The sequence below is a fragment of the Lachnospiraceae bacterium JLR.KK008 genome, from assembly GCA_037015955.1.
Classification (GTDB): domain Bacteria; phylum Bacillota; class Clostridia; order Lachnospirales; family Lachnospiraceae; genus VSOB01.
On the sequence record CP143548.1, the window covers coordinates 773276 to 798281 of the forward strand.

The following is a 25006-nucleotide window of genomic DNA, read 5'->3' on the forward strand; positions in this document are numbered from 1 at the left end:
AATGAGAACTTTTATGGCGAGTCCGTCTACAATCGACAGAAAGTGGTACGTGGTAGACGCTACGAATATGACATTAGGACGTTTGGCATCGGAAGTTGCCAAAATTTTAAGAGGGAAGAACAAACCGATCTTCACTCCTCATATGGATACCGGTGACAATGTGATCATTATCAATGCCGAGAAGGTGAAAGTAACGGGCAAGAAGCTGGATCAGAAGATCTATTACCATCATTCCGAGTATGTGGGCGGTATGAAGGAAACGACTCTGAGAGAGAAAATGGCAAAGAAACCGGAGCAGGTTGTCGAGCTTGCGGTTAAGGGGATGCTTCCGAAAGGACCTTTGGGAAGACAAATGTTTAAGAAACTTCACGTATACGCAGGGCCGGAGCATGCACATGCAGCACAAAAGCCTGAAGTGCTGACATTTTAATCGAAAGGGACAAAGAAGGAGGAATCAGAAATGGCTAAAACAGCAAGATACTACGGAACAGGCAGAAGAAAAAAATCGATCGCCAGAGTATACTTAGTACCCGGAAAAGGCGATATTACCATTAATAAAAGAAACATTGATGATTATTTCGGATTAGAGACGTTGAAAGTGATCGTGCGTCAGCCTCTCGTTGCCACAGAGAACGTTGAGAAGTATGATGTGCTCGTAAACGTAAAAGGCGGCGGCTTTACAGGGCAGGCAGGTGCAATCAGACACGGTATCTCCAGAGCGCTGCTTCAGGTGGACGTTGAGTACAGACCGACATTGAAGAAAGCCGGCTTCCTGACAAGAGACCCTCGTATGAAAGAGAGAAAGAAATACGGTCTCAAAGCGGCAAGACGTGCACCGCAGTTCAGCAAGAGATAGTTTGGAACAGAATAAGAGATTTTATAAAACCCTTGAAAATGCTGGATTTTCAAGGGTTTTCTTTATATCTGTATTTTCTGAAATTGTGCTAAAAAGTGCTGAATTTTGAAGCGTAGCACACACATAGCACACAAGTAGCACACAAACGAGGGAATAAAAATCTTGTGTCTTGCGTAAGAGTTTTGTATAATGCGGTTATCAAGGAAAAGGCGGTGTTTTCATGGACAGAACAGCGTATAAGAACCGGCATATCAAAGAGCATTACGACAGAATAAACTTTGTTATTCCCAAAGGCGAAAAGGACAGGATAAAGAAAATATTATGAAATGATAGAAGATTTGTCCTATACCAAAGACGAGGGATATTTTATCTATCTGAAAAAGGGCTAAGTAAATGACGTGACAGGCAGCAGGAACATACATTGCATGAAAACATCAGAAGTAAGGCGGATTATTGGGAAAACACGCAAGCGGTAATTTCCTAGATAATTAAGAAATAACATAAAGTGTCCTTTATGTACCCATTATGCATCCATTATTGAGCCAATAACGGACTTTTATAAATTCTTTTTTCATGAGATAATTTCAATATCAATAAGGAAAGGTGGTGAAAGATGATGAAAAAGCAAGAAAATTTAGCGACTGAAATTCTTCACATAGTTTTGAAAAAGCAAAGATTTTTATATATGGCGTGTTTAGTATCCCTGATAGTAAATGTTTTGTTAAGTGTAAAAATTTTGCATGAAAAGTGATGTGAAAGCCGTTAGCTAAGAGAAACCGTTATCCAAAATGAGGGTAGAGGTTTCTTTTTGGAATGAATAAAGGGCATCTGCTTTTGACAGACACCCTTTAATTCAGTTTTATGTAACGGTTATTTGTAACCATATCCCATTACTGTGGCTAGTTTATATCCCATTTTTAAATCCAGATCAAAACTTTTTATATAGAAATAAAATATCATGTAAGCCACCATGACTATATAACTGTTGTTCGTTGAGGAGATGACCGTGTGCTTCAATACGTTCATCTAAATCTACAATTTTTGATTGTAGCGATTTATATAAACAATAGGAATATACATCATGATAAAACAGGGGTAGTTCATTGAGTACATATTCATGTAAATGTATCATTTCGTGGAGGATTGTTGGTTCATCATGTAAATAATCTGGCTCTATAGTAATAGATTGTTTTTCATGTTAAAACATCCCATAGACCCATCATCTATTTTTTGCACATGAAAATCAAAAAAGGTATAAGAAAAATACTCTAACTGCTCTGGTATCGCAATCTCATCATCTACCCATGTGTCATCGTTGTTATAGCTTGATTTAACGGCTATATATGCTTGCGATAGTATCAAGGTTTTTAATATCGTACAACATTCGTGTGATATTACAACGGTACTCCCCGGCTTTCTTTTCTTCCTCGGTCTGCTCCGGCTTTGCTTCCTTTGATTTTCTGTCCTCACGTTCTGCCCGGATTTCAAGCATTGGCTTTGTTATTCTCTTTGGCATAAGGTAAAAACAATCTTCCGGCAGCAGATAGGACATCATGCAATAGAAATACTCTGCTCTGTACCCAAAAGGCAGATAATAGATAAGTTCCAAAAGATTACGGTGTATATCGTCTTTTATATGCTTATCAATCTTTGCTTACTGTTCGGATTCTGATTGCTTATATCCTGCCATAAACCCATAATTGAAAAGGTCATAAATCAAATCAATAATGCTTTCTCTATCAGCTTGTCTGAAAAGTTCTTTGTAATTGCTTATTTGTGCAGCGTTAAAATCAAAATCATCATGCCGAGGGTGCTTTGTTTCCCATTTTGTAAAAGCTTCCTTGGCTTCGGCAGCGGTCATGTTCTTAATCTTCTTCATTGTAAAAGCTTCCTTTCTTTTGGTTGGGAAGTATGCTACAATGAACATACTCACTTTAATTTGCTTTGTCGAGTGATTATTGTGGGGTAGTGGCTCTATGGTATTTGCGGTACTGTAGAGCCTTTTTAATTGCTACAATCAATCTGCATCAACTCCTTGCCTAGATTTTGTTTATGGCATCTATAAGGGCTTGTATCTCAAAATGGGTATATACCTGTTGTGTTACCCCCTGCCCTTTGTGATCTACAATTTTTTTGACAAGCTTATCATCAACCCCGGCTTCAGCAAGTAATGAAATGCAAGTGTGCCTTGTATCGTTTGGGCGGTGGCCCATTCCTGACTGTTCTATTAACGGTTTCCAGTAGCTGTCATAGTAATTTCTATATTCAAAATGCTTGCCCTCTGGTGTGCTTAAAAGATATTTGCAATCATTCAAATTATACCAGACGGTTTACATTAACGGAATTTATTCTTGAATTTATCCGGGAGATATGCTATATTATGATTAAACAGAGGGAAAGCCAGAGAAGCGGCTACCCCTCACAATAACATTGGCGTGTTATAAATTCACAGCCGTCAACTATTGCGAGTAGTTGGCGGCTACTTTCTTTTGTCCTTAAAAATCTGATAAAGCAGACTGATAAGGGCAACAATGAACGTACAGAACAAAAAGAAATCCTGATATGTAATCATTGTATCGCCCTCCTTTCTTTCGTCTGGAGGGCTTCCATACCCTCCGAGTAAAAAAGAGGGGTTGCCGCCTTTGGCTCTCTGGTTTCCCGTGCCACAAAGTATATCATAAGTCCGTCTATTCATCAATCACATTTTGATGTTGAGTATTAAGAGTAATGTAAATAAAAATAGTATCAAAAGTTATTGACAATAATAAGGGGTACAATAATAGTATCAAAACAGACGAACAATAGAAGTGATACTGAAAGAGAGGGTGTTGCTGATGTGTATGTATGGATATTGCCGGATAAGCACAAAACAGCAAAGTATTGGCAGGCAGATTAGAAATATTAAGGGCAGTTATGATAAGGCTGTGATAATACAGGAAGTATATACAGGAACAAAGCAGGACAGACCAGAATGGAATAAGCTGTATAAGAAAGCCAAAGCAGGAGATACTATTATCTTTGATAGTGTATCACGAATGAGCAGGAATGCAGACGAGGGCTTCTGTCTGTATGAAGAATTATATAATAAGGGTATAGAGCTTGTCTTTCTGAAAGAGCCGCATATCAACACAAGCACATATAAGAAAGCATTAGAGAGCAATATATCAATGACCGGAACAAATGTTGACTTTATCTTAGAGGGTGTGAATAAATACCTTATGTCTCTTGCAAAGGAACAGCGAGATTAAACGGCAGGCAGATCGGGCAGAAGCAGGGGGCAAAGCTGACAACAAAGAAATCTATTGAAGCGAAGAAGCAGATACAGAAGCATAGCAAGGATTTTAATGGTGTATTGTCAGATGTGGATTGCATGAAGATGATAGGGCTTGCAAGAAATACATTCTATAAATATAAGAGAGAATTGAAAGCAGAATTAGGATTGTTTAGGCAGGGTTCATAATGGACTGCTGCCTTTTGTTTTTGTTATAAATATCATGCCGTGGGGGTCTTATAGGAAAACGCCGCATAGTGGTAGTTAGTACCTTTTTCTGCCGGACATTTTCAAAAAGGCTTAGTCCTGTTGTCATTCTAAGAATATTTTTGAAATGTGCAAAAAGGCGGTTTTGTGTGATAAAATGAAAATTATCATTATATGGAAGAGGTCGTTAAGATGAAAAATCAATCATTAACTGCTAACGTCATGAAAATTTCAACAGAAGTTTCAATACATAAAGTTATGGACATTATAGAAAAAGAAGATGGAAGAACCTTTGAAGAAAAAAAGAAAGAAGCAATCAATTTTCTTAAGGATAAAGAGAATACGTTGCTGGCAGAACGTTTAATTGATATTGCTGCAAATGATGAAATGGGGAAAAAGATTTATAAGAAGTTCTGGGCAATGGGAGAGTGTATTATTACAGAAAATGAAATTATATTACGAAAAGTACAGGATTCGGATAAAGACATATTTATTGAATTGCAAAAGGAAAATAATATCGTTAAGTCAATGATGAAAGAAGAAGCCTATCGTAATATGTTATGGAATGAACATATAGAGTATAAAGCATTAATGTTTTCGGTAATCGTGGATAATGAATATGCCGGATATTGTGGTATAAAGAATACTACGCATGAACAATGGGAGATAGCGATAGAAATTTTGAATAAGTGGAAACACAAAGGAATTGGATATAGAGCAATTAGCGTTATGTTAGATGAAATAAAGAATCGTCTGAATGTGTCAGAATTTCGTGTAAGAATTGATGCTGAAAATTATCCAAGTCAAAGATTATTTGAGAAACTTGGGGCAGAGCCTAATGGTATTTCAGAATTTTTGTTGCATGAGGAAGCGGATATTCGTAGATGTGAGGAAGAAAATATTCATTTGCTGGATGAGAGAATACAGGAATTAGCAAAGCAGTTTAATGTTGAACCAAGAAGATTGTTAAGCCATGTGTTGGAATACAAATTAATGTGGGATTAAAGAAAGTGTCTGTAAGTGTTCAAAAATAGGTAAAAATAGTTTTTCGTAACACACTTGTAGCACACAAATAGCCTGTAAAGCCTTATTTTATGCGGTTTGAAGTTCAGCAAACGTTAAATGTTATAAAAATGGCTTAAAAAGCCCGGAAAATCAAGGTTTCCGGGGAACTGTATTCCGGGATCAGAAAATTAATGGAAAATGCAAGAAACAATATCACACAACAGGTCAATTCCGACTGCTCGGTAAGGGAGCAGAAGCCATTTTCAGGACTGCCGCTACCTGCACGACCATCTGCTCCTTGTCTGGCATACAGAGGACGTAGCGGGACGCAAGGATATTTTCGGATAAACCGCCCAGCGCATTGTAAATGCCGGATATGCTGATTTTTTAAGAGCGATATTTCTACACACTTATATTGTTCGAAAAAGAGAACTATAATATATCTTGTGGAGGTGCCAAATGACTATATGACATTAAAAGAGGCCGCCCCAAAATGGGGCATGACATCTCGTAGAGCAAATTATTATTGTGCCAGTGGCGTATCCCAGGTGCTGTGAAGATGACTGGTGTCTGGCTGCTCCCTAAAACTGCGGAGAAGCCGAATGATGGCTGGACAAAACATGGAAAGGAGCAAAAGCATGAGTAATATATTACTTCTTGAAGATGATCTGAGCCTGATTAACGGGCTTTCTTTTGCGTTCAAAAAACAGGGATTTGAGTTAGTTGTTGCCAGAACCCTCAAAGAAGCGGATGGTTTATGGGCGGATGGAAAATATGATTTGCTGGTGCTTGATGTATCACTCCCAGATGGCAACGGATTTGAATTTTGCAAAAAAGTGCGGCAAGTTTCCAAAGTCCCCATCATTTTTTTGACAGCGGCAGATGAAGAAGTGAACATTATCATGGGATTGGACATTGGTGGAGACGATTATATTACAAAACCGTTTAAGCTGGGAGTGTTAGTGTCCAGAGTAAATGCGCTGCTTCGCCGGGCAAAAGATTTCAGCTCTGCAGATATACAACTGGAATCCAACGGAATGAAAGTGCTTTTGCTGCAAGGGCAGGCATTTAAGGAAGGAATGCGATTGGATCTGACTGCCGCAGAATACAAGCTGCTGTGTCTGTTTATGAGAAACCCTAACATGGTACTTACCAAAGAACAAATTTTAGATAGGCTATGGGACTGCGATGGAAATTATATTGACAGCAGTACCCTTACTGTATATATGAGGCGGCTGCGTATGAAGATCGAGAATAATCCGAGTGAACCACAAATGCTCCTGACGGTTCGGGGAATGGGTTACAAATGGAATGTGATCGGGTGAGATGGCCTATGAAAATATTTGCAAACAAAGAAATCAAAAAACTGTTTTTTGCATTATCAGTTATTTGGGCGGTCTCCTTTCTGCTGACACATGGGTTCTTATGGTTGTGCTATCAGCGGTTTTCTTTTTTCCTATTGCTTGTTTTCGTATTGACAGGAGGGGCTATATCGGCGGCGTGTTGTTCCTATTTCAAAAAACAAAATCAAGTCATGGAGCAGGCGGTATCACATATCCATGCGTATCTTGACGGAGATCGCAGTGCCCGTATTGAATGTGATGAGGAGGGCGAACTGTATCGACTATTTCATTCTGTCAATTCCCTGGCGGCTGTCTTAAATGCTCACGCAGATAACGAACTTCGGGAAAAGGAATTTTTGAAAAATACGATCTCTGATATTTCTCACCAGCTGAAAACACCGCTGGCTGCTTTGAATATTTATAATGGTCTGCTTCAAGACGAAGATATGGAATTGAGTACGGTAAAAGCGTTTGCCGATTTATCTGAACAGGAACTTGACCGCATGGAAACACTGGTACAAAACCTGCTCAAGATTACAAGACTGGATGCCGGCGCCATCGTGTTGGAAAAGACTACAGAGAATGTGGCGGATATGATGCGTGATATTGAACTGCATTTTGCATATAGAGCCAGACAGGAAAAGAAGGAAGTCATTCTGTCTGACTCGGATCATGTTTCTCTTTTCTGTGATCGTGATTGGCTGACTGAGGCAATCGACAATATTGTGAAAAATGCCTTTGACCATACGGAAAGTGGCGCTGTTATTCGCATTACATGGAAAGCGTTTCCATCCGGTGTTCAAATTGTGGTAAAGGACAATGGATGTGGCATTCATCCAGAGGATCTGCACCATATCTTCAAGCGTTTTTATCGCAGCCGTTTTTCAAAAGATACACAGGGTATCGGTCTTGGCCTCCCGCTTGCGAAAGCAGTCATTGAAGCACATGGAGGAACAATCGAGGTAGACAGTGAATTGAGCAGAGGGACAAGTTTCACGATGAATTTTCTGATTCCTACAAAACTGTAGGCTGATTGTAGGGTTACAGTAATATTTCAGTGCTATTCTTTCAATCGTAGACAGAAAATGAAGCCTGCCTGTCTGCATCGCAAAAACATAAGAAAGAGGTGTTTGCACTATGAATTTATTAGAGGTCAAGAATATTTGTAAGACCTATGGCAGCGGTGAAACTGCTGTAAAAGCGCTGAGGAATATCAACTTTTCTGTTCCTAAGGGAGAATATGTGGCAATCGTCGGAGAATCTGGTTCTGGTAAAAGCACACTGCTGAATATGATCGGTGCTTTGGATATGCCAACTTCAGGCAAGGTGCTGATTGATGGCAAGGATATTTTTTCCATGAATGACCGAAAACTAACGGTATTTCGCCGCAGGAATATCGGCTTTATCTTCCAGGCGTTTAACCTGATTCCGGAGTTGACGGTGGAACAGAATATGGTTTTTCCGTTGTTGCTGGATTATCAAAAGCCGAACAAGAGATACTTGGAGGAACTGCTGACGGTGCTGAATTTAAAAGACCGTCGTAATCATTTGCCTAGTCAGCTTTCAGGCGGTCAGCAGCAGAGAGTGGCGATTGGCCGCGCATTGCTTACCCGCCCTTCTCTGATTCTGGCAGATGAGCCGACCGGAAATCTGGACTCCCAAAACAGCAGCGAGGTCATAGCATTGCTCAAAGAAACATCGAAAAAATACGAGCAGACGATCATTATGATTACCCATAACCGTACCATTGCGCAAACGGCAGACCGGGTATTGCAGGTGTCAGACGGCACTTTGACCGATTTTGGGAGGTGTAGTGAATGAAAAGCTATCTTAGTCTCATTCCCATTTCTGCGAGAGTCCACCGTCGTCAAAATCGTATGACGCTGCTTTGTATTGTATTTGCTGTGTTTATGGTAACAGCAGTATTCAGTATGGCTGAAATGGGCTTTAGAATGGAACAGTCTCGATTGGTTGACAAGCATGGAAGTTTTTCTATGGGAGACTTGCTCGGCAGTTCAATGGGGCAAACTCTTCTTTCTGCCGCGGTTATTCTGTTCCTGCTGATTTTGATTGCAGGCGTTTTGATGATTTCCAGCAGTATGAACAGCAGCGTTGCGCAGAGAACCAAATTTTTTGGAATGATGCGTTGTATTGGCATGAGCAAACAGCAGATCATTCGGTTTGTTCGTTTGGAGGCATTAAACTGGTGCAAAACGGCTGTACCTATTGGCCTTGTGTCGGGAATTGTTGCTACATGGGGGCTGTGCGCAGCACTGCGTTTTGTAGTCAGAGAAGAATTTTCTGATATTCCTCTCTTTGGCATCAGTATTTTTGGTATTGCCTGCGGCATCTTCGTGGGACTGATCACTGTACTGATTGCCGCAAACGCTCCGGCAAAACACGCTGCGAAAGTATCCCCCATTACAGCAGTATCTGGAAATGCAGGCAGCGAAAAAACAATCCATCATTCACCATACACAAGGTTTGGGAAAATTGAAGCGCTTCTCGGTATCAGCCATGCAGTATCCGGAAAGAAAAATTTATTCCTGATGACAGGTTCTTTCGCACTCAGTATCATCTTATTTTTAAGTTTTTCTGTAATGATTGATTTCGTGGATTATCTGATACCGCAGTCTGCCGCCACATCAGATATTGATATTGCAAGTGCTGGTAGTAATTGTATCCCCCGGGAACTGCTTGCATCCATCCGTGGAATGGATGGAGTAAAAGAGGTTTACGGGCGTCGTAGTGCGTTTGATGTTCCTGCCAGACTAAACGGCGATACCGGATTTTCCGGTACAGTTGATCTGATTTCTTATGACGATTTTGATTTGCAATGTCTGAAAAAAGACGGTGCTTTGAAAAAGGGGAGTGACCTGTCCGAAGTTTATGGGGACAGCCACTTTATTCTGGCGACATCGGATCAGGACAGTACATGGAAAATCGGGGACACTGTTCAAATAGGGGATGAAGCCCTTAACATAGCCGGATTGTTAAAAAATGATCCCTTTAGCGAGGATGGATCGACAAACGGAAAGCTTACATTGATTACCTCCGGTGAGACATTTATCCGTTTGACAGGGGATGAAGATTATTCTCTTGTGCTGATACAGACAGCGGGGAATGCTACAGACGAAAATGTTCAGGCAATCCAAAATTCCGTAGATACAACATATAGCTTTCGGGATAAACGCAATGAGCGCACTACGGGAACTTATATGGCTTTTGTTTTTTGTGTTTATGCGTTTTTGGCAATTATTGCACTGGTAACGGTAATGAATATCATCAATAGTATTTCCATGAGTGTGTCTGCCAGAATGAAGCAATACGGCGCTATGCGGGCAGTAGGAATGGATGAACGGCAAATGACAAAAATGATTGCTTGCGAAGCATGTACTTATGCTGTTTTTGGCTGTGTTTTTGGTTGTGCTATTGGCCTGCCACTTAGCAAGCTACTGTATAATTTCCTTATTGCGGGACATTTTCCATCTGCGGTATGGCAGTTTCCAGTTACCTCTTTGGGCGTCATTCTTTTGTTTGTCTCGATTGCGGCAATCGCAGCTGTGTATACTCCGGCGAAGTGGATTCGTAATATGTCGATTACTGCAACCATCAATGAATTATAAGAAGCAAGTGAAAAATGGGGTGTTACCACAGGGCAGTTCAGTAAGCGATAAGCAGAAAAATTATACAGATTCAAGAAGATAGACTCTGCAGGTTTTCCTGCGGAGTTTTATCTTAACTTTTCAGGAGATTAGGGGTATAATAAATTTAATATAATACGAACCAGGGAGGTGCTGTAATGTGTGACGTTAAAAAATTTGAAAAAATCTATGAAGATATACAAAAACTGCAGCCGGAAGACACTTTGCAGCTTGTACTGGAGGCTGAAACAGAAGAACAAAGAAATCCATTTTAAGCAATATAGCAAAGGCAAAGAAAAGACAATATTTTATCGAACTGCATGATATCGGGGTTGATAATGCAGATATTGCAAAAGAAAGAGTAACTATGCGTATAAAACAGGAGGGCAGGAAACATGAGAAGGATGAGTGGGGCACAGTCAAAAGGATGTTGGCGCTGACGGCATCGGTATGTATGTTTGCAGGGAGTTGTATGACGGCGGCGGCAAGACAGATCGTCTGGGATGCGAATATGAAAGGAACTGTCTGCGTGGAGGATGACGGCAGTTTTGTAGTCAATGAGTGGGTGCAGAGCGACTGGGGAGAATGGTTTTACTTCGGAGCCGATGGCCTGGCTTTTGTATGGAACTGCAAAGAGCCATGTCCGATTGCAACCTGGCCGGATGGAACGCTATATGCGGATAAAAGGATTCGAAGCGCTTCGGGACAGCCGGGGCAGCAGCCAGTCTTCAGTGTGCCGAGCACGCAGAGAGACATTCGCTATCAGGGCCTTCGTCAAATGCTGGATTCTATCCCCTTGTATCCGGATGCGACAAGTGGGATACCGGAGTTTGACGCAATGCTGGACAATATTTTTGCACAGATAATTACGCCGGATATGGATACCCATGATAAACTGAAAGCCTGTCATGATTATATCGTCCTCCATATGAAAGACGAAAGATATGAAGAGGTGGGTGATTGGGAAGACGTCTCCATATCCGACAATCCTGACATTCCTACTACTTATGTGGAAGCCTATGCAGCGCTGCATTCCGGAATCGGTGTCTGTGACACATACAGTGCGATTTTTGCGGCGATGGCATGGAGACTGGGAGTGCCCATGTATATGGTGTCCGGTGCCGTGACTACAGGCGGAGGCGGTTATACTCCTCACGTGTGGTGTCAGTTAGACGGCCCTGACGGTACGGTTTATGTATTCGATCCTCATATTGATTATCTGACTACGCTGCGGGGGAACGGTACGGTGAGCAATGCGCGCTTTGGACCGACCCAGGCGCAGATGGCAGGGAAATATACAAAGATGGAAGCTTTGTTTGATTATCAGTAAAGACGTTTTTTACCTAATTGTTTGGGATAGCCAGGGCACGGAGCAGCGTATGATTCCGTGCCCTTTCTCTGTGATATTGGGAAGATTCCCGGATTACAGGAACTGCATATCGCTATTTCCTTTAAAATAGAGTATAATAATAAAAAATTTATATGACATAGGGAGAAAAGGATGAAAAAAATCATATCAAGTTTGCCGGTCAGACTGCTGATTGGTGTTGTTTTGGGCATTATCGCCGGTCTGGCGGCCAATGAATCGGTGATGCTCGTTGTCGTTTCGATCAAGTATATCCTGAACCAGATGATTTTGTTCTGTGTACCGCTGATCATTATCGGCTTTATTGCGCCGTCGATTACGAAACTGGGGCAGAATGCCACCAGGCTGCTGGGGGTGGCGGTAGGGATCGCCTACGTTTCTTCTCTGGGCGCGGCGTTGTTTTCCATGCTGGCCGGCTATGGCCTGATTCCGCATCTGTCTATTGTGACGGAGGTTGAGGGATTGAAAGAGCTGCCGGGAGTTTTGTTCCAGCTGGACATTCCGCAGATCATGCCTGTAATGAGTGCGCTCGTACTTTCGCTGCTGCTCGGTCTGGCGGTGACATGGACGAGGGCAGAAGTATTTACAAAACTGCTTGACGAGTTTCAGAAGATTGTACTCAGTGTGGTGACAAAGGTTGTGATTCCGCTTTTGCCGGTTTATATTGCCTTTACGTTCTGTGCCCTTGCCTATGAGGGAACGATCACGGTACAGCTTCCGGTATTTATTGAAGTCGTATTGATTGTGATGGCAGGACACTATATCTGGCTGGCTCTGTTATATCTCATTGGCGGAATCTATTCGGGAAAAAGCCCTTTGGAAGTGCTGAAAAATTATGGGCCCGCCTATCTCACGGCCGTTGGTACGATGTCATCTGCGGCAACGCTGGCTGTGGCGCTCCGCTGCGCGAAAAAGGCGGGAAATGTACTTCGGGATGATATGATAGATTTCGGCATTCCGCTATTTGCCAACATTCATCTGTGTGGCTCGGTACTGACGGAAGTCTTCTTCGTGATGACGATTTCCAAGATCTTATACGGAAGTATTCCGCCTGTGAGCACAATGGTACTGTTCTGTGTGCTGCTTGGGGTATTTGCGGTAGGCGCGCCGGGGGTTCCGGGAGGAACCGTTATGGCGTCGCTTGGTCTGATCACGGGCGTTTTACAATTTGACGGTATGGGGACGGCGCTGATGCTGACGATTTTTGCACTTCAGGACAGCTTCGGTACAGCCTGCAACGTGACCGGGGACGGCGCGCTGACGATGATGCTGACCGGTTATGTGCAGAGGCGGGGGATCAAGGTCACGGAGTCTGACATGAGGATCAACCGGCAGACCTGAGACACAGATGCAAGGCAGAGGCAGGCGGGAATCCGGATGCGGTCGTGCTTGACAGGCACCGAGAGCGCCCGTAAAATGAAAGTGTAGCAAAAAACAGCCGGTCATTTCGACTTCCGGCATCTGATGTACGAATGAGGGAGGGATCCTAATGAAGAAACTATGGAAACGATTGTTGGTCGTCATGATGGCAACGATCATGATGGTCAGCACAGGGTCGGCGCCTGTGGCCAACGCTGCCGAAAAATCCCATGAGGGCGATCTGGTAGTGATACATACCAATGATATTCATGGGCGTTTTGATACCGTGGAAGAAAAACAGCTTGGTATGGCAGCGGTGGCAAGTCTGAAAGACTATTATGAATCAAAAGGCGCCGATGTGCTTCTGCTTGATGCGGGGGATTTTTCGCAGGGCACGACGCTTGTCAGCTATTATGAGGGAGCATCGGCGGTTCTTTTTATGAACGCTGCAGGATATGATGCGGTTACTCTGGGTAATCATGAATTTGACTATGGATTTGAGGCGCTGCAGGTGATGGCAGGGTATGCGGACTTTCCGATACTGGCGGCCAATATCTTAGACAAGAAGACGGGAGAACCGTATTTCGGAGACAACCAGATCTTTGAGTTTGGAGACAAAAAAGTAGGAGTATTTGGTCTGGATACGGCGGAAGCGCAGACAAAGGCAAGCCCTAAAAATGTTAAGGACATCACGATCCTGGACGGACAGGAATTATATGCCTGTGCCCAGGCACAGGTTGATGAACTGAAGGCACAGGGTTGTAATTACATTATCTGTGTCGGGCATCTCGGTATTGATGATGAGAGTGCAGGCAGACGTTCCACAGACCTGTCGGCGAATACGACAGGGATCGATCTGTTCATAGACGGACACAGTCATACAGAGATGGATGGCGGCATTACGATCAACGATACATTGATCACCAGCACGGGCAGCTATTTGGAAAACATCGGTGTCGTTGTGTATGACGGAGAGGAAGAGACGGCTTCTCTTGTGAGTGTCAAAGATTATCAGGGCGGTTATGATGCTGCCGTGGACTCTTTTGTCAAGGCACATCAGGAAATTGTCGAAACAGCGTATTCGGGTCTGTTTGCAACGACGGCGGTAGATCTGAACGGTGAGAAGGAGCCTGGAGTGCGTACACAGGAGACGAATCTTGGTGATTTTGCGGCCGATGCTTACCGCTATGCGGCGCAGCAATATTTTGGGAATGAGATTACCATTGACGGCGCCATCCAGAATGGCGGCGGTGTGCGTGCCAGTATTCCGGCAGGACCGATCAGTATGAACACCTTGTATACAGTATTTCCATTTGGAAATTCTGTCAGCGTGGTGAAAGTGACGGGAGCGCAGCTTCTGGAAGCGCTGGAAGCCTCCTGCTTCGCATGTCCGTCTGCTCTGGGAGGATTCCCGCAGGTTTCCGGCATTGAATTTACGATTGATACGACGGTGCCTTTTGTACAGGGCGCCCAATATCCGGATTCTACTTATTATGCACCGGCAGTGCCGGGCAGCCGTGTGACAATTCATAAGGTTGGCGACAGAGCATTCAGTCTCACAGACAGCTACTATATCGCAGTCAATAACTTTATGGCTGCCGGCGGGGACACTTATTATGTCTTTACGCAGGCCGAGGAAGTAATTGATACGGGTGTTATTGATGCGGAAGGGCTGATCTCCTATGTGGATTCTATGGATGGTCTGATCGGCGAGGCGTATGCGGTTCCCAAAGGGAACATTGTAATTAAATAGAATGTTGATTTAATATTTTTTGAATTGCGAAAGATAAGTTGAAATCGGGCAGTGTCTGAGTCAGGCATTGCTCGATTTTAGCAAAATAAAGGATGTTATTGAATCGTGGGAAAGACAGTGAAGAAAGACCTGACAGAAGGTAAGGTTATTAAGACAATGCTGCTGTTTGCAGGGCCGATGATTATGGGCAATATGTTGCAGCAGCTTTATAATATTGCCGACACATTGATCGTAGGGCGTGCTCTGGGACCAGATGCGTTGGCGGCGGTGGGAAGCGCTTATACATTGATGACATTTCTGACTTCCATCCTGATTGGACTCTGCATGGGAAGTGGAGCGGCGTTTTCTTATTATTTTGGAAAGAAAGCGGAGCGCCGGATGAAAGACTGCATTTGTATCGCCTTCATCTGGATTGGCGGGATGGCTGTACTTTTAAATACACTTGTTATGGTATTTATGAAACAGATTTTGTGGCTGCTGCAGATACCGGAGGAGCTTTTGGGCATGATGGAAGAGTATACGGGTATCGTATTTTGGGGGATCTGTTTCGTGTTCCTGTATAATTATTTTGCGTATCTTCTGAGGGCTGTCGGCAATTCCGTTGTACCTTTATATTTTCTGGGAGGGACGGCGGCTCTGAATGTGGCGCTGGACTTGCTCTTTGTGCTTGGCTTTCACTGGGGGATCGGCGGGGCGGCCATTGCCACCGTGATCTCGCAGGCCGTGTCCGGCGTAGGGATTGGTGTGTATACGTGGTGGCGGGAGCCTGCTCTGCGCATACACAGAGAGGATGTCTGCTTTGCGAAAGAGAACATCAGGGAGATCGTCCATTTTTCTGTGTCGGCATCCGTTCAGCAGTCAGTGATGAATTTCGGTATTCTTATGGTGCAGGGGCTTGTCAACAGTTTCGGGCCGGCGGTGATGGCGGCTTTTGCGGCGGGGGTGAAGATTGACACCTTTGCCTATATGCCGGCACAGGAGTTTGGCAATGCCTTTTCTCTGTTTATCTCTCAAAATTATGGAGCGGGTAAAAAGGACAGAGTCAGAGAAGGGACAAAGGGCGCCGTTAAAGTTTCTCTGCTGTTTTGCATCGCCATTTCATTTTTTGTGTTTTTGTTTGCGGAACAGTTGATGATGATATTTGTGTCCCCGACAGACGGGGAGATTATCCGCATTGGTGCGGGATATTTGCGGATTGAAGGTATTTTTTACTGCGGGATCGGCGTATTGTTTTTATTATATGGTTACTATCGGGGAATGAACCGGCCGGGGATCTCGCTTGTGCTGACGGTCATCTCGCTGGGGACGAGAGTGGTGCTGGCCTATGCCCTGGCGCCAATTCCGCAGATCGGTGTGCTTGGTATCTGGATTGCGATTCCGATTGGCTGGTTTCTTGCTGATATGACAGGGATTTTGTATATGCGCAGAAGAGGGAGCAGGCAATGAACGAAAAGGAACAGGAAGAACGGGTAAAATACATGACGACGGCTCCTGTTGAGAAGTTGGTCTGCAAACTGGCCGTACCGACGATTATCAGTATGCTTGTCACGTCTTTCTATAATATGGCGGACACGTATTTTGTCGGGAAACTGAGCACGAGCGCCACGGCGGCGGTGGGCGTTGTGTTTTCGGCGATGGCATTTATTCAGGCGCTTGGATTTTTTTTCGGTCATGGGTCCGGGAATTACATCTCCAGGAAGATGGGAGCCGGAGAGTACGAAGCGGCGTCAGTCATGGCGTCCACGGGGTTTGTGTGTGCATTTCTGTGCGGAATCCTGGTAGCAGGGGTGGGATTTTTGTTTTTGGAACCGCTTTCTTATCTGCTTGGAGCGACGCCGACCATCCTGCCTTATACGAAAGATTATCTGAAAGTGATTCTGCTTGGCGCTCCGTTTATGACTTCCTCGCTGGTCCTGAACAATCAGCTCCGCTACCAGGGAAGCGCGGCTTATGCCATGGTCGGGATCGTGACAGGAGCGGCCATTAATATTGCCCTGGACCCGCTGCTGATCTTTCAGTTTCATATGGGCGTCATGGGGGCGGCGGTGGCCACTGTTGCCAGCCAGATCATCAGTTTTTGTCTTTTGTGGGCCGGCAGCCGCCGCGGCGGCAATATTGTGATCCATCTGTGCAAGTTCAGTGCCGATCGTTATCATATCGGAGAGATCCTGCGCGGCGGGCTGCCGTCACTGTGCAGGCAGGGGCTGGCCAGTATCTCTGTGGCCTGTCTCAATCAGGCGGCAGGGGTATATGGTGATGCGGCCATCGCAGGGATGTCCATTGTCAACCGGATCACGATGTTTGCCAATTCGGCGCTGATCGGTTTCGGACAGGGATTTCAGCCTGTCTGTGGGATGAATTACGGGGCAGGAAAGGTGAAGCGGGTACGGGACGCCTATTTTTTCTGTGTGAAAAATGCGGCTGTCTTCCTTGTCCTGGCTGCTGTGCCGGGGTTTCTGGGCGCGCGATGGATCGTCTCTCTGTTTCGGAAAGAGGACCTGGAAGTGATAGAGATCGGGACACTGGCGCTGAGGATGCAGATACTGACGTTTCCGCTGGGAGCATGGATCGTGATGTGCAATATGATGCTGCAGGCGATCGGCAGATCTGCCAGGGCCTCTATTGTGGCCGCCGGGCGGCAGGGGCTTTTTTTCCTGCCGCTGATTGTTATTCTGCCGGGCCTGTTCGGGCTGACGGGAGTGCAGATGTGTCAGGCGGTCGCCGACGTCTGCGCCCTGATCTTGTCAGTCTTTCTCGGAGTCGGCGTGCTGCAGGAGATGAAGGAATCATCACAATAAATAAAATAAGAAAGGAGCCATATGGACAGTATATTAAAAATCGCGGTATTTATCGCCTCAGGACTGGCGCTCAGCCAGCTCGTAAACCTTGTATTCCGTTTTGTGTCAAAAGGAAAGAAACTTGTCCATCTGATCTTTTTCAGAAGCATCCTGGATGTGCTGATCTATGTTGTGACAATTTATATTCTCGCACAGCAGTTTGAGGTGACAAAGGAGCTGAGCACCCATCTGTTGCAAAGTGGTTCGCTTATCATTGCGATCGCCACTTTTGCCGCACAGCAGGCGTTGTCGAATGTGATCAGCGGGTTTTCACTGTCATTCTCCAAGCCTTATGACGTGGAAGATAAGATAAAGGTCGTCTCCGGCGGCAGTGTGATTGCCGAAGGGCATGTAAAGAACATCACGCTGCGGCATACGGTCATCAGCCAGTTTAACGGGGAGAGCTGTATTGTCCCCAATTCTGTCATGGACGCTGCGGTCATCACGAACACGAATTTTACGGATAATATCGGTAATTTCATGGAAGTTGTGATCTCTTATGATGCGGATCTGCACAAGGCAATGAAAATCATGCAGACGATTTGCATAGAGCATGAACTGACACTGAACACTGTGGAGAATAAAGTGTTTGTCAAAGGATATGCAGCCGATGGCGTGATTTTAAAGACGACTGTCTGGACGAAAAATCTTGATGACAGCTTTCAGGCGTGCAGTGACATCCGCATTCGTATCGTTGAACAATTCCGGGAACATGGGATCGAGATTCCTTATCAGACGGTCACAGTGCGTTGTGAGGCGCAGCCGGAAGGCGTACCCGTATCAGATGCGGAGTAAACGGCAGCAGGCATACCTTGCGTCAGATGCGGAGTAGACGGCAGCAGGCGTGCTTTACGTCAGATGACGAGGCAGAGACGGTCGCTGGCGTGTCTGTGTCACCGGGGCCGGTCAGAGCCAGCCGCCGTCCATGGTGACAATCTGTCCTGTCAGATAGGCAGGTGCCTGCGCGAGCTGAAGGATCAGGGAGGCGGCTTCCTCACAGCTTCCCATGCGCCCGGCCGGGACTTCTTCCTGCAAGGTATTCAGCTCTTGCACTGTGAATCCGCGGTTCATATCGGTGTCGATCAGTCCGAAAGCGGCGGCGTTCACCTGGATATTGCTGGGCGCCAGTTCTTTGGCCAGCGCTTTGGTCAGGGCATTGACGCCGCCCTTGGCTGCGGAATAGGCGGCCTCTGTGGAGGCGCCTGCGCTGCCCCATACGGAAGATACGTTGATGATGCGGCCCTGCCCTGCTCTCAGCATCAGCGGGACGGCACATTTGACCGTGTAAAAGCAGGAGCTGAGATTGATGGAGAGGATCTTGTTCCAGTCAGAGACGGACATGTCCTGGATCAGGCCAAGGTAGGAGATGCCCGCATTGTTGACGAGGACGTCGAGCTGTTCTATGTGGGAGAACAGCTCGGTGACGGATGGATAGTCGCCGGCATCGCAGACAAAGGTATGGCATTTGACGGAGAGAGAAGACTCCAATTCTTCTTTCAGGGACAACAGCCTCTCGTGTGTATGCAGGCAGGTCAGATACAGATCATACCCCGCTGCGGCAAAGGCTTTGGCGCAGGCACAGCCGATTCCGCGGGATGCGCCGGTGATCAGCGCGGTTTTTGGTTGACGATTCATAGGAGCTCCTTTTCCTGATTTTAATTTAAGTGAATTATGTTAATATAGTAGGGAACAAATTTACAAAAAGCAAGCCTGTTTTCCGGTTTTTTCTCGTATTATTATGAAATTCAGGCGGAAGATAAACAAAGCAGGAGGAATATGAAATGGTAGATGTAGTGATTATCGGTTCGGGACCGGCGGGACTGACTGCGGCGATTTATGCCAGACGTGCGGGGATGTCGGTGATCGTTATTGAAAAAGCAGCGATGAGCGGGGGACAGATTATCAACACGTACGAAGTGGATAATTACCCGGGACTGCAGGGGGTCAACGGATTTGATCTGGGGATCAAGTTCAGAGAACATGCGGAAGCGATGGAGGCGGAGTTTGTGACAGATGAAGTCTCTCAGATCCGGTTAAACGGAGAGGTGCGGGAAGTGGTGACGGAGAATGGTGTCTATGAGGCCAAGGCAGTCATCATTGCAGCAGGCGCGACGCATGCCAGACTGGGAGTGGACGGTGAGAACGCGCTGGTTGGGAAAGGCGTCTCATATTGTGCGACCTGTGACGGTGCATTTTTCAGGAACAGAGTGACGGCAGTCGTGGGCGGCGGTGATGTGGCGGCTGAGGATGCCATATATTTGTCATCATTTTGTAAAAAAGTATATGTGATTCACAGGAGAGATGAACTACGGGCGGCGAAGATTCTCCAGCAAAGGCTGTTCTCTGTGGAAAATATAGAGATGGTCTGGGACAGCACGATCGTAAAGATCACAGGCACGGATCAGGTGGAAGGGATCTGTGTTGCCAATCAAAAGACAGGGGAAGAACAGATGCTTTCCGTGGACGGCGTTTTCATTGCCGTGGGGATACGGCCGCAGTCGGCAACATTTGCCTCTCTCGTGGAGACGGATGACAATGGTTATCTGGCGGCGGGGGAGGACTGCCGCACGAATATTGATGGTATCTTTGCGGCGGGAGACATCAGGACGAAGAAGCTGCGGCAGGTGGTGACAGCGGCAGCGGACGGCGCCAACGCGGTTGCCAGCGTACAGGAATATTTTCTGGAGAAAAATCTTTATTCATGAATATGTAACATTTTGAAAAATGCGGCTTTTACAGGCCGCATTTTTTTGTTATGCTGAATAAGCGGGTATTGTCTGTTCCGCGCCTGCCTGGGAGGTCATATGTTCGGGTGTTGACAAATACATATGCAGGTGTTATATTTATGTAAGAACTTAACAATTTCGTAACAAATTTAATATATTGGAAACAGTAAACAGAAAGTGGCTTACGGAAACGACTTAATGTTTGGAGGACAATATGAAACATAATAATATGAAATTTGCTGCATATGCTTTGGTTGGTGTGATCGCTGTCGGCAGTATCTCAGTAAGCGTGGACGCTACCGGAGTTTCTTCTCTTCTCCCGGCCGCAGGGCTTACCCTGACGATGGAAGAGGGAAGTGCCCAGGAGGAAGTGAGAGCGTCTACCAAGAGCAAGACAGATAATAAAGAAAGAGAGAAAGAGAAGGAGAATAAAGAAAAGAAGGAAGAAAAAGAGGAAAACTCCACCAAATCTTTGAAACGGGATATAGGCGTAAAAGACAGTGATGAAGAGATCAAACCTGTGGAAACTGCTGCTGTTTCCGTAGATAAACAGCAGAATAAGGAGGAGCAGGAAGACGATCAGGAGCATGACAGGGAAGAGGAAAAAGCAGAAGAAGAGAAAGAGTTTTCCAAACTTGTGATTGCGAAAGTAAACGATTATGTAAATGTAAGAAGCGTACCGAGTGAAGACGGAGAGATCGTGGGCAAGCTCTATGACAAGTCCGTGGGAAACTTTATTTTTGAAAACAACGGCTGGTATAAGATCACTTCTGGAAATGTGACAGGTTATGTCAAAGCCGAGTACTGTGTGACCGGTGAGGAGGCGGTAGCGCTTGCCAAAGAAGTGGGAACAAGAGTGGCAACGGTTACGACGACCACGCTGAAAGTAAGAGAATCCGAAGGTATGGACGCACCGGTTCTCGGACTTGTCCCGATCGACGAGGAACTGTCCGTAATCGAAGAGCTGGACGGATGGGTAAAGGTAGATATTGAAGAAGGATACGGATTTGTATCTTCCGAATATGTATCACTTCGTACCGACTTCGTGAAAGCAGAGTCGAAAGAAGAAGAGGAAGCAAGATTACGGAAGGAAGAGGAAGCGAAGCAGGCGGCCAAAGAGGCGGCAAGGAAAGCCGAGGAAAAGGTGGCCAAAGACAGAGCAGCAAAGGAAGCGGCTGCGGCACAGAAGAACAATAACGGCGGCTCTCAGGAACAGCAGGCGGCAAAACCGGCACCGGCTCCTGCAAGCGGTGGAAGCGGACTTGGAAATGCAGTCGTTGATTATGCAATGCAGTTTGTCGGCAACCCTTATGTGTATGGAGGCACCAGCCTGACGAACGGAGCTGACTGTTCAGGATTTGTTATGAGCGTATACAAGAACTTTGGGGTCTCTCTCCCTCATTCTTCATCTGCTGACAGAAGTCAGGGTTATGATGTGGGAGGCCTTGAAAATGCACAGCCAGGCGACCTCGTATGCTATTCAGGCCATGTCGGCATCTATGCGGGCAACGGACAGATCGTTCATGCAAGTACGAGCAAGACAGGAATCATCGTCTCTAACGCAAATTATCGTAACGTGCTTGCGGTAAGAAGAATTTTCTAATACGAAGCCGCAGAGAAATGCAACCAGACAATGAGCAGATCAATATCAGACAGGAAAAAATAAGTGTGAAATGCCCCGGACATTGTGTTCCGGGGCATTTTTGACGGGAAGCGGAAAAGCTCATCCGTCTGGGAACTTTCAGAAATTATAAAATATATAAAATTTGCTTGACATAGAGAGAAATGTGCGAAATGCACAAAGATCGGAAACAATTATCCGAACCAGCTTGAAATCATAAAGATTGCCTGAAAAGTTATCCACAATTTAAATCGCGCAAAATGCGGGAAAACGACTTATACACCGAATTGTCCACATTATCCACAAAGAAGAGCGGAGACAAAGTTCCCTGCCTGTATAAAAATAGAAACGAATGTTTTGTATATATGTCATAAAAACAAGAAATATGTCGAACGGTAGGAAAAAACAAAGTGTGAGAATATTTCACTAAATAGACAGATAATTCTGTCAAGTATTGCAAAGAACGCTTCCGTTTGGTAAAATATAACTGTTATAACGATCGGAAACCGCAAAGAAAAACGATAAAGGGGGACGACACCATGAGAATGATTATCAGCGGAAAAAATATTGAGGTGACAGAAGGCCTGAAAACGGCTGTAGAGGATAAAATCGGAAAATTAGAGAAATATTTCACACCGGAGACGGAAGCGCAGGTTACACTCAGCGTGGAGAAGGACAGGCAGAAGATAGAAGTGACGATTCCTGTGAAAGGAAATATTATCCGTTCCGAGCAGGTCAGCAGCGATATGTATGTGTCGATTGATCTGGTGGAAGAGGTCATTGAGAGGCAGTTAAAGAAGTATAAAAATAAGCTGGTGGACCAGAAGCAGGCATCCAGCTTTTTCAAGCAGGAGTACATTGAGAAGGACTTTATGGATGAAGAGGAAGTGAAGATCATCCGTACGAAGAAGTTTGATATTAAGCCCATGTATCCGGAAGATGCCTGCGTGCAGATGGAATTGCTCGGACATAATTTCTATGTATTTTACAATGCGGAGACAGAACAGGTCAATGTCGTCTACAAGAGAAAGGGCAACACCTATGGCCTGATCGAACCGGAAATCTGAAATAAACCGTATTAAAATGACAGATAGCAGCAGATGAAAGGAAAAGCACAGCAGCTTATGGACCTACCGGCCGGATTGGAAATGTATGCAGCCGTTCCAGAAGCTGCTGTTTTTTGTTCATGTCACTTTCCAGAGGGCCGAATACTTCCCGGGCCGCGCCGTCTGCGCAGGCAGCGATCCAGGCGAAGGGGTTAAACAGTCCCCTGGCTTTCCAGGAAACGGAAGGGGAGATCTGCATATTTTCATTCTCATTGATGGAATAGTCTCCTGCTTCATAACATTCCGCTTTTTCTTCAAAACTGGCGGTCAGATAGCGTACGGCGCCTTCCAGGTCATAATCTGTCGGATAGATGTCCGGGAAGGAGAAGGCCATAAACTGTGCCTGGATATGCTCTGTCAGGCGCAGTCCCATAGCGACGCGGTATGTGAGACTGTCATCCGCGCCATAGTCCGCAAGAGGCATTTCATACAGGAATGAGTAGAGATAGAGATCTTCGCCATGTACCTGATAGTGTGAGAAGGTAAGTTCCGATACACGGTCCCCATAATTGGTATCCACATAATCCCGGATCGTCTGCTGGCAAGTCTCCCAGTCCTCAGTTGTATGTACAATATCGGCCTCCTTGTCCTGGATGAGACAGGCGATGTCGCACAGCTCGCTCTGATAAACGACAGCGTTGGCCCAGACATCATCCTGTTCCCAAAGTCCGTAATACCAGTTTCCGGCCGGACAGTCGAAACTGTAGGCCGGTGTCTGCAGATAGGAATTCTCATTGACCTTCTCAAGATACCCTTTGCGGCCGCCGACTTCTGTGATCGGTATGACAGTATCCGTATGCGGCGTCGTCTTATAGATGATCGGGCTGACCGGCTCTGCCGGTTCTTTCGCCTGTGTTTCCATGCGGGATAAGCCGGCCGATAAGAGCAGACAGCCTCCCGTCAAGATCAGTATTCTTCGTAATACATCCATATTGATGCCTCCTTGCCAAGCCATAGATTTGTCTCCCGCTCCTCACAGGGGATCACAGTTCCTGTACTTTCCGATTTTTCATATTGCTGCCAGAATTTGCTGTCTGTCCGCCAGGGTTCCAGATCACGGACATTGATAAAGGCGCGGAAGGTTGAATTTTCCTGAGGCCCGCTGAACATGATCTGTTCAATCGTAGGGTCGAGAGAGATACCGATGACGAAATCATTATTTTCTGTCACATAGAAAAATGGCCGGAATTCATAGAACTCCTGCAGTTCCTCGTCTTCATTGAGAAACCATGAGAGAAGGATGCGTGTACTCTCATCATCAGAAGCGGACAGCCCGTAGGAAGGGTCTGCTTTTCGCTGCCACAGTCTGATAAAATCTTCGTCGATCCGGAAAATATCCGATAACTCGTAGGTTTCTCCTGTCGTCAGATCGAGGTTAAGTGTACGCTGTGTATATTTGGTGAGATAAACAGGATTGCCTGCGCAGTAGAGCTCCTGGTAATTGATACTCAGCAGATACTGGCTGTGGAACGTTGCATCGCAGCTTACATCGCTGGCGAATATCTGGTAGTCTTCGTCCTGATATGCCCGGACTTCTTTGGAAGGATGCAGATGCCAGTAATTCACTCTGTCCATTGCCGTATCATAGAGCAGTGTGTTCAGGGATTCCTGCACGGCGGGGTCAATGCCCTCGATCTGTGGATATTCCACAGTGACAGTCTCCCAATAGGGGTATTCCTCCGTATACATCTCATAAAATAATTCCTGCCGTATGGTATAATCCTCACAGCCCTGCCCGGGCAGCATCCGGATCAAAAACCAGGCGATACCGCACATAAGCGCGATAATTGTCAGACCGATCGCCGACGCCAGTGCGATGGCGACGGGCAGGATGTTTTCTTTGTTTTTCTGTCCCGGTCCGGGGATATTTTGCTGCATGATTTCTCTTTCGTCCATATCGATTCCTTTCGTA

The 25006-nt window shown here is 45.6% G+C and carries 23 protein-coding genes and 2 pseudogenes; 18 read left to right on the forward strand and 7 right to left on the reverse strand.

Annotated elements, in window-relative coordinates:
- The first annotated feature begins 1 nt into the window (after position 1).
- Both rplM and rpsI read left to right on the forward strand, forming a co-directional pair.
- Positions 2–430, forward strand: coding sequence for a 50S ribosomal protein L13 (gene rplM / locus V1224_03900; protein ID WWR16604.1), 429 nt, complete (start codon positions 2–4; stop codon positions 428–430).
- Positions 431–460: 30 nt separating this feature from the next.
- Positions 461–856: a 30S ribosomal protein S9 gene (rpsI, locus tag V1224_03905; GenBank protein ID WWR16605.1), complete on the forward strand. Its 396-nt coding sequence runs from the start codon at positions 461–463 to the stop codon at positions 854–856.
- Positions 857–2186: 1330 nt separating this feature from the next.
- Here rpsI and V1224_03910 read toward each other — a convergent pair.
- The 4 genes from V1224_03910 to V1224_03925 all read right to left on the reverse strand — a co-directional run bounded on the left by V1224_03910 (position 2187) and on the right by V1224_03925 (position 3428).
- The gene (locus V1224_03910) at positions 2187–2465 is read right to left on the reverse strand and encodes a hypothetical protein (protein ID WWR16606.1); all 279 of its coding nucleotides are present in this window, start codon (positions 2463–2465) and stop codon (positions 2187–2189) included.
- Between the two features lie 45 nt (positions 2466–2510).
- Positions 2511–2735, reverse strand: coding sequence for a hypothetical protein (locus tag V1224_03915; GenBank protein ID WWR16607.1), 225 nt, complete (start codon positions 2733–2735; stop codon positions 2511–2513).
- A gap of 160 nt (positions 2736–2895) precedes the next feature.
- Positions 2896–3171, reverse strand: a complete 276-nt coding sequence (locus tag V1224_03920; GenBank protein WWR16608.1) for a tyrosine-type recombinase/integrase — start codon at positions 3169–3171, stop codon at positions 2896–2898.
- A gap of 164 nt (positions 3172–3335) precedes the next feature.
- Entirely contained in the window at positions 3336–3428 is a 93-nt protein-coding gene (locus tag V1224_03925) for a putative holin-like toxin (GenBank protein ID WWR16609.1), read from the reverse strand.
- Positions 3429–3690: 262 nt separating this feature from the next.
- On the opposite strand from V1224_03925, the pseudogene V1224_03930 reads away from it, so the two are divergent.
- From V1224_03930 to V1224_03990, 13 genes and pseudogenes are all read left to right on the forward strand, one after another.
- A pseudogene (locus V1224_03930) lies at positions 3691–4316 on the forward strand (recombinase family protein).
- A 210-nt stretch (positions 4317–4526) separates the two neighbouring features.
- Positions 4527–5339 carry a GNAT family N-acetyltransferase gene (locus V1224_03935; GenBank protein ID WWR16610.1) on the forward strand — a complete coding sequence of 271 codons (813 nt, stop codon included), beginning with the start codon at positions 4527–4529 and terminating at the stop codon, positions 5337–5339.
- A 467-nt stretch (positions 5340–5806) separates the two neighbouring features.
- Positions 5807–5985 (forward strand): annotated as a pseudogene (locus tag V1224_03940) (DNA-binding protein).
- Positions 5978–6664, forward strand: coding sequence for a response regulator transcription factor (locus V1224_03945; GenBank protein ID WWR16611.1), 687 nt, complete (start codon positions 5978–5980; stop codon positions 6662–6664). The pseudogene V1224_03940 and the gene V1224_03945 overlap by 8 nt, the downstream one beginning before the upstream one ends.
- A gap of 8 nt (positions 6665–6672) precedes the next feature.
- Positions 6673–7710 (forward strand): HAMP domain-containing sensor histidine kinase, encoded by a 1038-nt coding sequence (locus V1224_03950; GenBank protein WWR16612.1) that lies wholly within the window; start codon positions 6673–6675, stop codon positions 7708–7710.
- Between the two features lie 109 nt (positions 7711–7819).
- On the forward strand, positions 7820–8503 hold the full coding sequence (locus V1224_03955; GenBank protein WWR16613.1) for an ABC transporter ATP-binding protein: 684 nt from the start codon (positions 7820–7822) through the stop codon (positions 8501–8503).
- Positions 8500–10308 carry an FtsX-like permease family protein gene (locus V1224_03960; protein ID WWR16614.1) on the forward strand — a complete coding sequence of 603 codons (1809 nt, stop codon included), beginning with the start codon at positions 8500–8502 and terminating at the stop codon, positions 10306–10308. The genes V1224_03955 and V1224_03960 overlap by 4 nt, the downstream gene beginning before the upstream one ends.
- Before the next feature lie 385 nt (positions 10309–10693).
- Entirely contained in the window at positions 10694–11656 is a 963-nt protein-coding gene (locus V1224_03965; GenBank protein ID WWR16615.1) for a transglutaminase family protein, read from the forward strand.
- Positions 11657–11827: 171 nt separating this feature from the next.
- On the forward strand, positions 11828–13033 hold the full coding sequence (locus V1224_03970; protein ID WWR16616.1) for a dicarboxylate/amino acid:cation symporter: 1206 nt from the start codon (positions 11828–11830) through the stop codon (positions 13031–13033).
- Between the two features lie 148 nt (positions 13034–13181).
- Positions 13182–14804: a bifunctional UDP-sugar hydrolase/5'-nucleotidase gene (locus V1224_03975; protein WWR16617.1), complete on the forward strand. Its 1623-nt coding sequence runs from the start codon at positions 13182–13184 to the stop codon at positions 14802–14804.
- A 117-nt stretch (positions 14805–14921) separates the two neighbouring features.
- Positions 14922–16250, forward strand: coding sequence for an MATE family efflux transporter (locus V1224_03980; protein WWR17419.1), 1329 nt, complete (start codon positions 14922–14924; stop codon positions 16248–16250).
- Positions 16247–17602 carry an MATE family efflux transporter gene (locus V1224_03985; GenBank protein ID WWR16618.1) on the forward strand — a complete coding sequence of 452 codons (1356 nt, stop codon included), beginning with the start codon at positions 16247–16249 and terminating at the stop codon, positions 17600–17602. Before V1224_03980 ends, V1224_03985 begins: the two co-directional genes overlap by 4 nt.
- A gap of 21 nt (positions 17603–17623) precedes the next feature.
- On the forward strand, positions 17624–18436 hold the full coding sequence (locus tag V1224_03990) for a mechanosensitive ion channel family protein (protein WWR16619.1): 813 nt from the start codon (positions 17624–17626) through the stop codon (positions 18434–18436).
- 111 nt (positions 18437–18547) lie between these two features.
- On the opposite strand, the gene V1224_03995 is transcribed toward V1224_03990, so the two are convergent.
- Positions 18548–19276 carry an SDR family NAD(P)-dependent oxidoreductase gene (locus V1224_03995; GenBank protein WWR16620.1) on the reverse strand — a complete coding sequence of 243 codons (729 nt, stop codon included), beginning with the start codon at positions 19274–19276 and terminating at the stop codon, positions 18548–18550.
- Between the two features lie 146 nt (positions 19277–19422).
- On the opposite strand from V1224_03995, the gene trxB reads away from it, so the two are divergent.
- The 3 genes from trxB to raiA all read left to right on the forward strand — a co-directional run bounded on the left by trxB (position 19423) and on the right by raiA (position 23055).
- Positions 19423–20346: a thioredoxin-disulfide reductase gene (gene trxB / locus V1224_04000; GenBank protein WWR16621.1), complete on the forward strand. Its 924-nt coding sequence runs from the start codon at positions 19423–19425 to the stop codon at positions 20344–20346.
- A 235-nt stretch (positions 20347–20581) separates the two neighbouring features.
- Complete coding sequence (locus V1224_04005) at positions 20582–21970, forward strand: C40 family peptidase (GenBank protein WWR16622.1); 1389 nt, start codon at positions 20582–20584, stop codon at positions 21968–21970.
- A 557-nt stretch (positions 21971–22527) separates the two neighbouring features.
- A complete protein-coding gene (raiA, locus tag V1224_04010) occupies positions 22528–23055 on the forward strand; it encodes a ribosome-associated translation inhibitor RaiA (GenBank protein WWR16623.1) in 528 nt (175 codons plus the stop codon).
- A 55-nt stretch (positions 23056–23110) separates the two neighbouring features.
- Here the strand turns inward: raiA and V1224_04015 are convergent, their stop codons facing one another.
- Both V1224_04015 and V1224_04020 read right to left on the reverse strand, forming a co-directional pair.
- Entirely contained in the window at positions 23111–24025 is a 915-nt protein-coding gene (locus tag V1224_04015) for a hypothetical protein (protein ID WWR16624.1), read from the reverse strand.
- Positions 24001–24990 (reverse strand): hypothetical protein, encoded by a 990-nt coding sequence (locus V1224_04020; GenBank protein ID WWR16625.1) that lies wholly within the window; start codon positions 24988–24990, stop codon positions 24001–24003. The genes V1224_04015 and V1224_04020 overlap by 25 nt, the downstream gene beginning before the upstream one ends.
- Between the last annotated feature and the right edge of the window lie 16 nt (positions 24991–25006).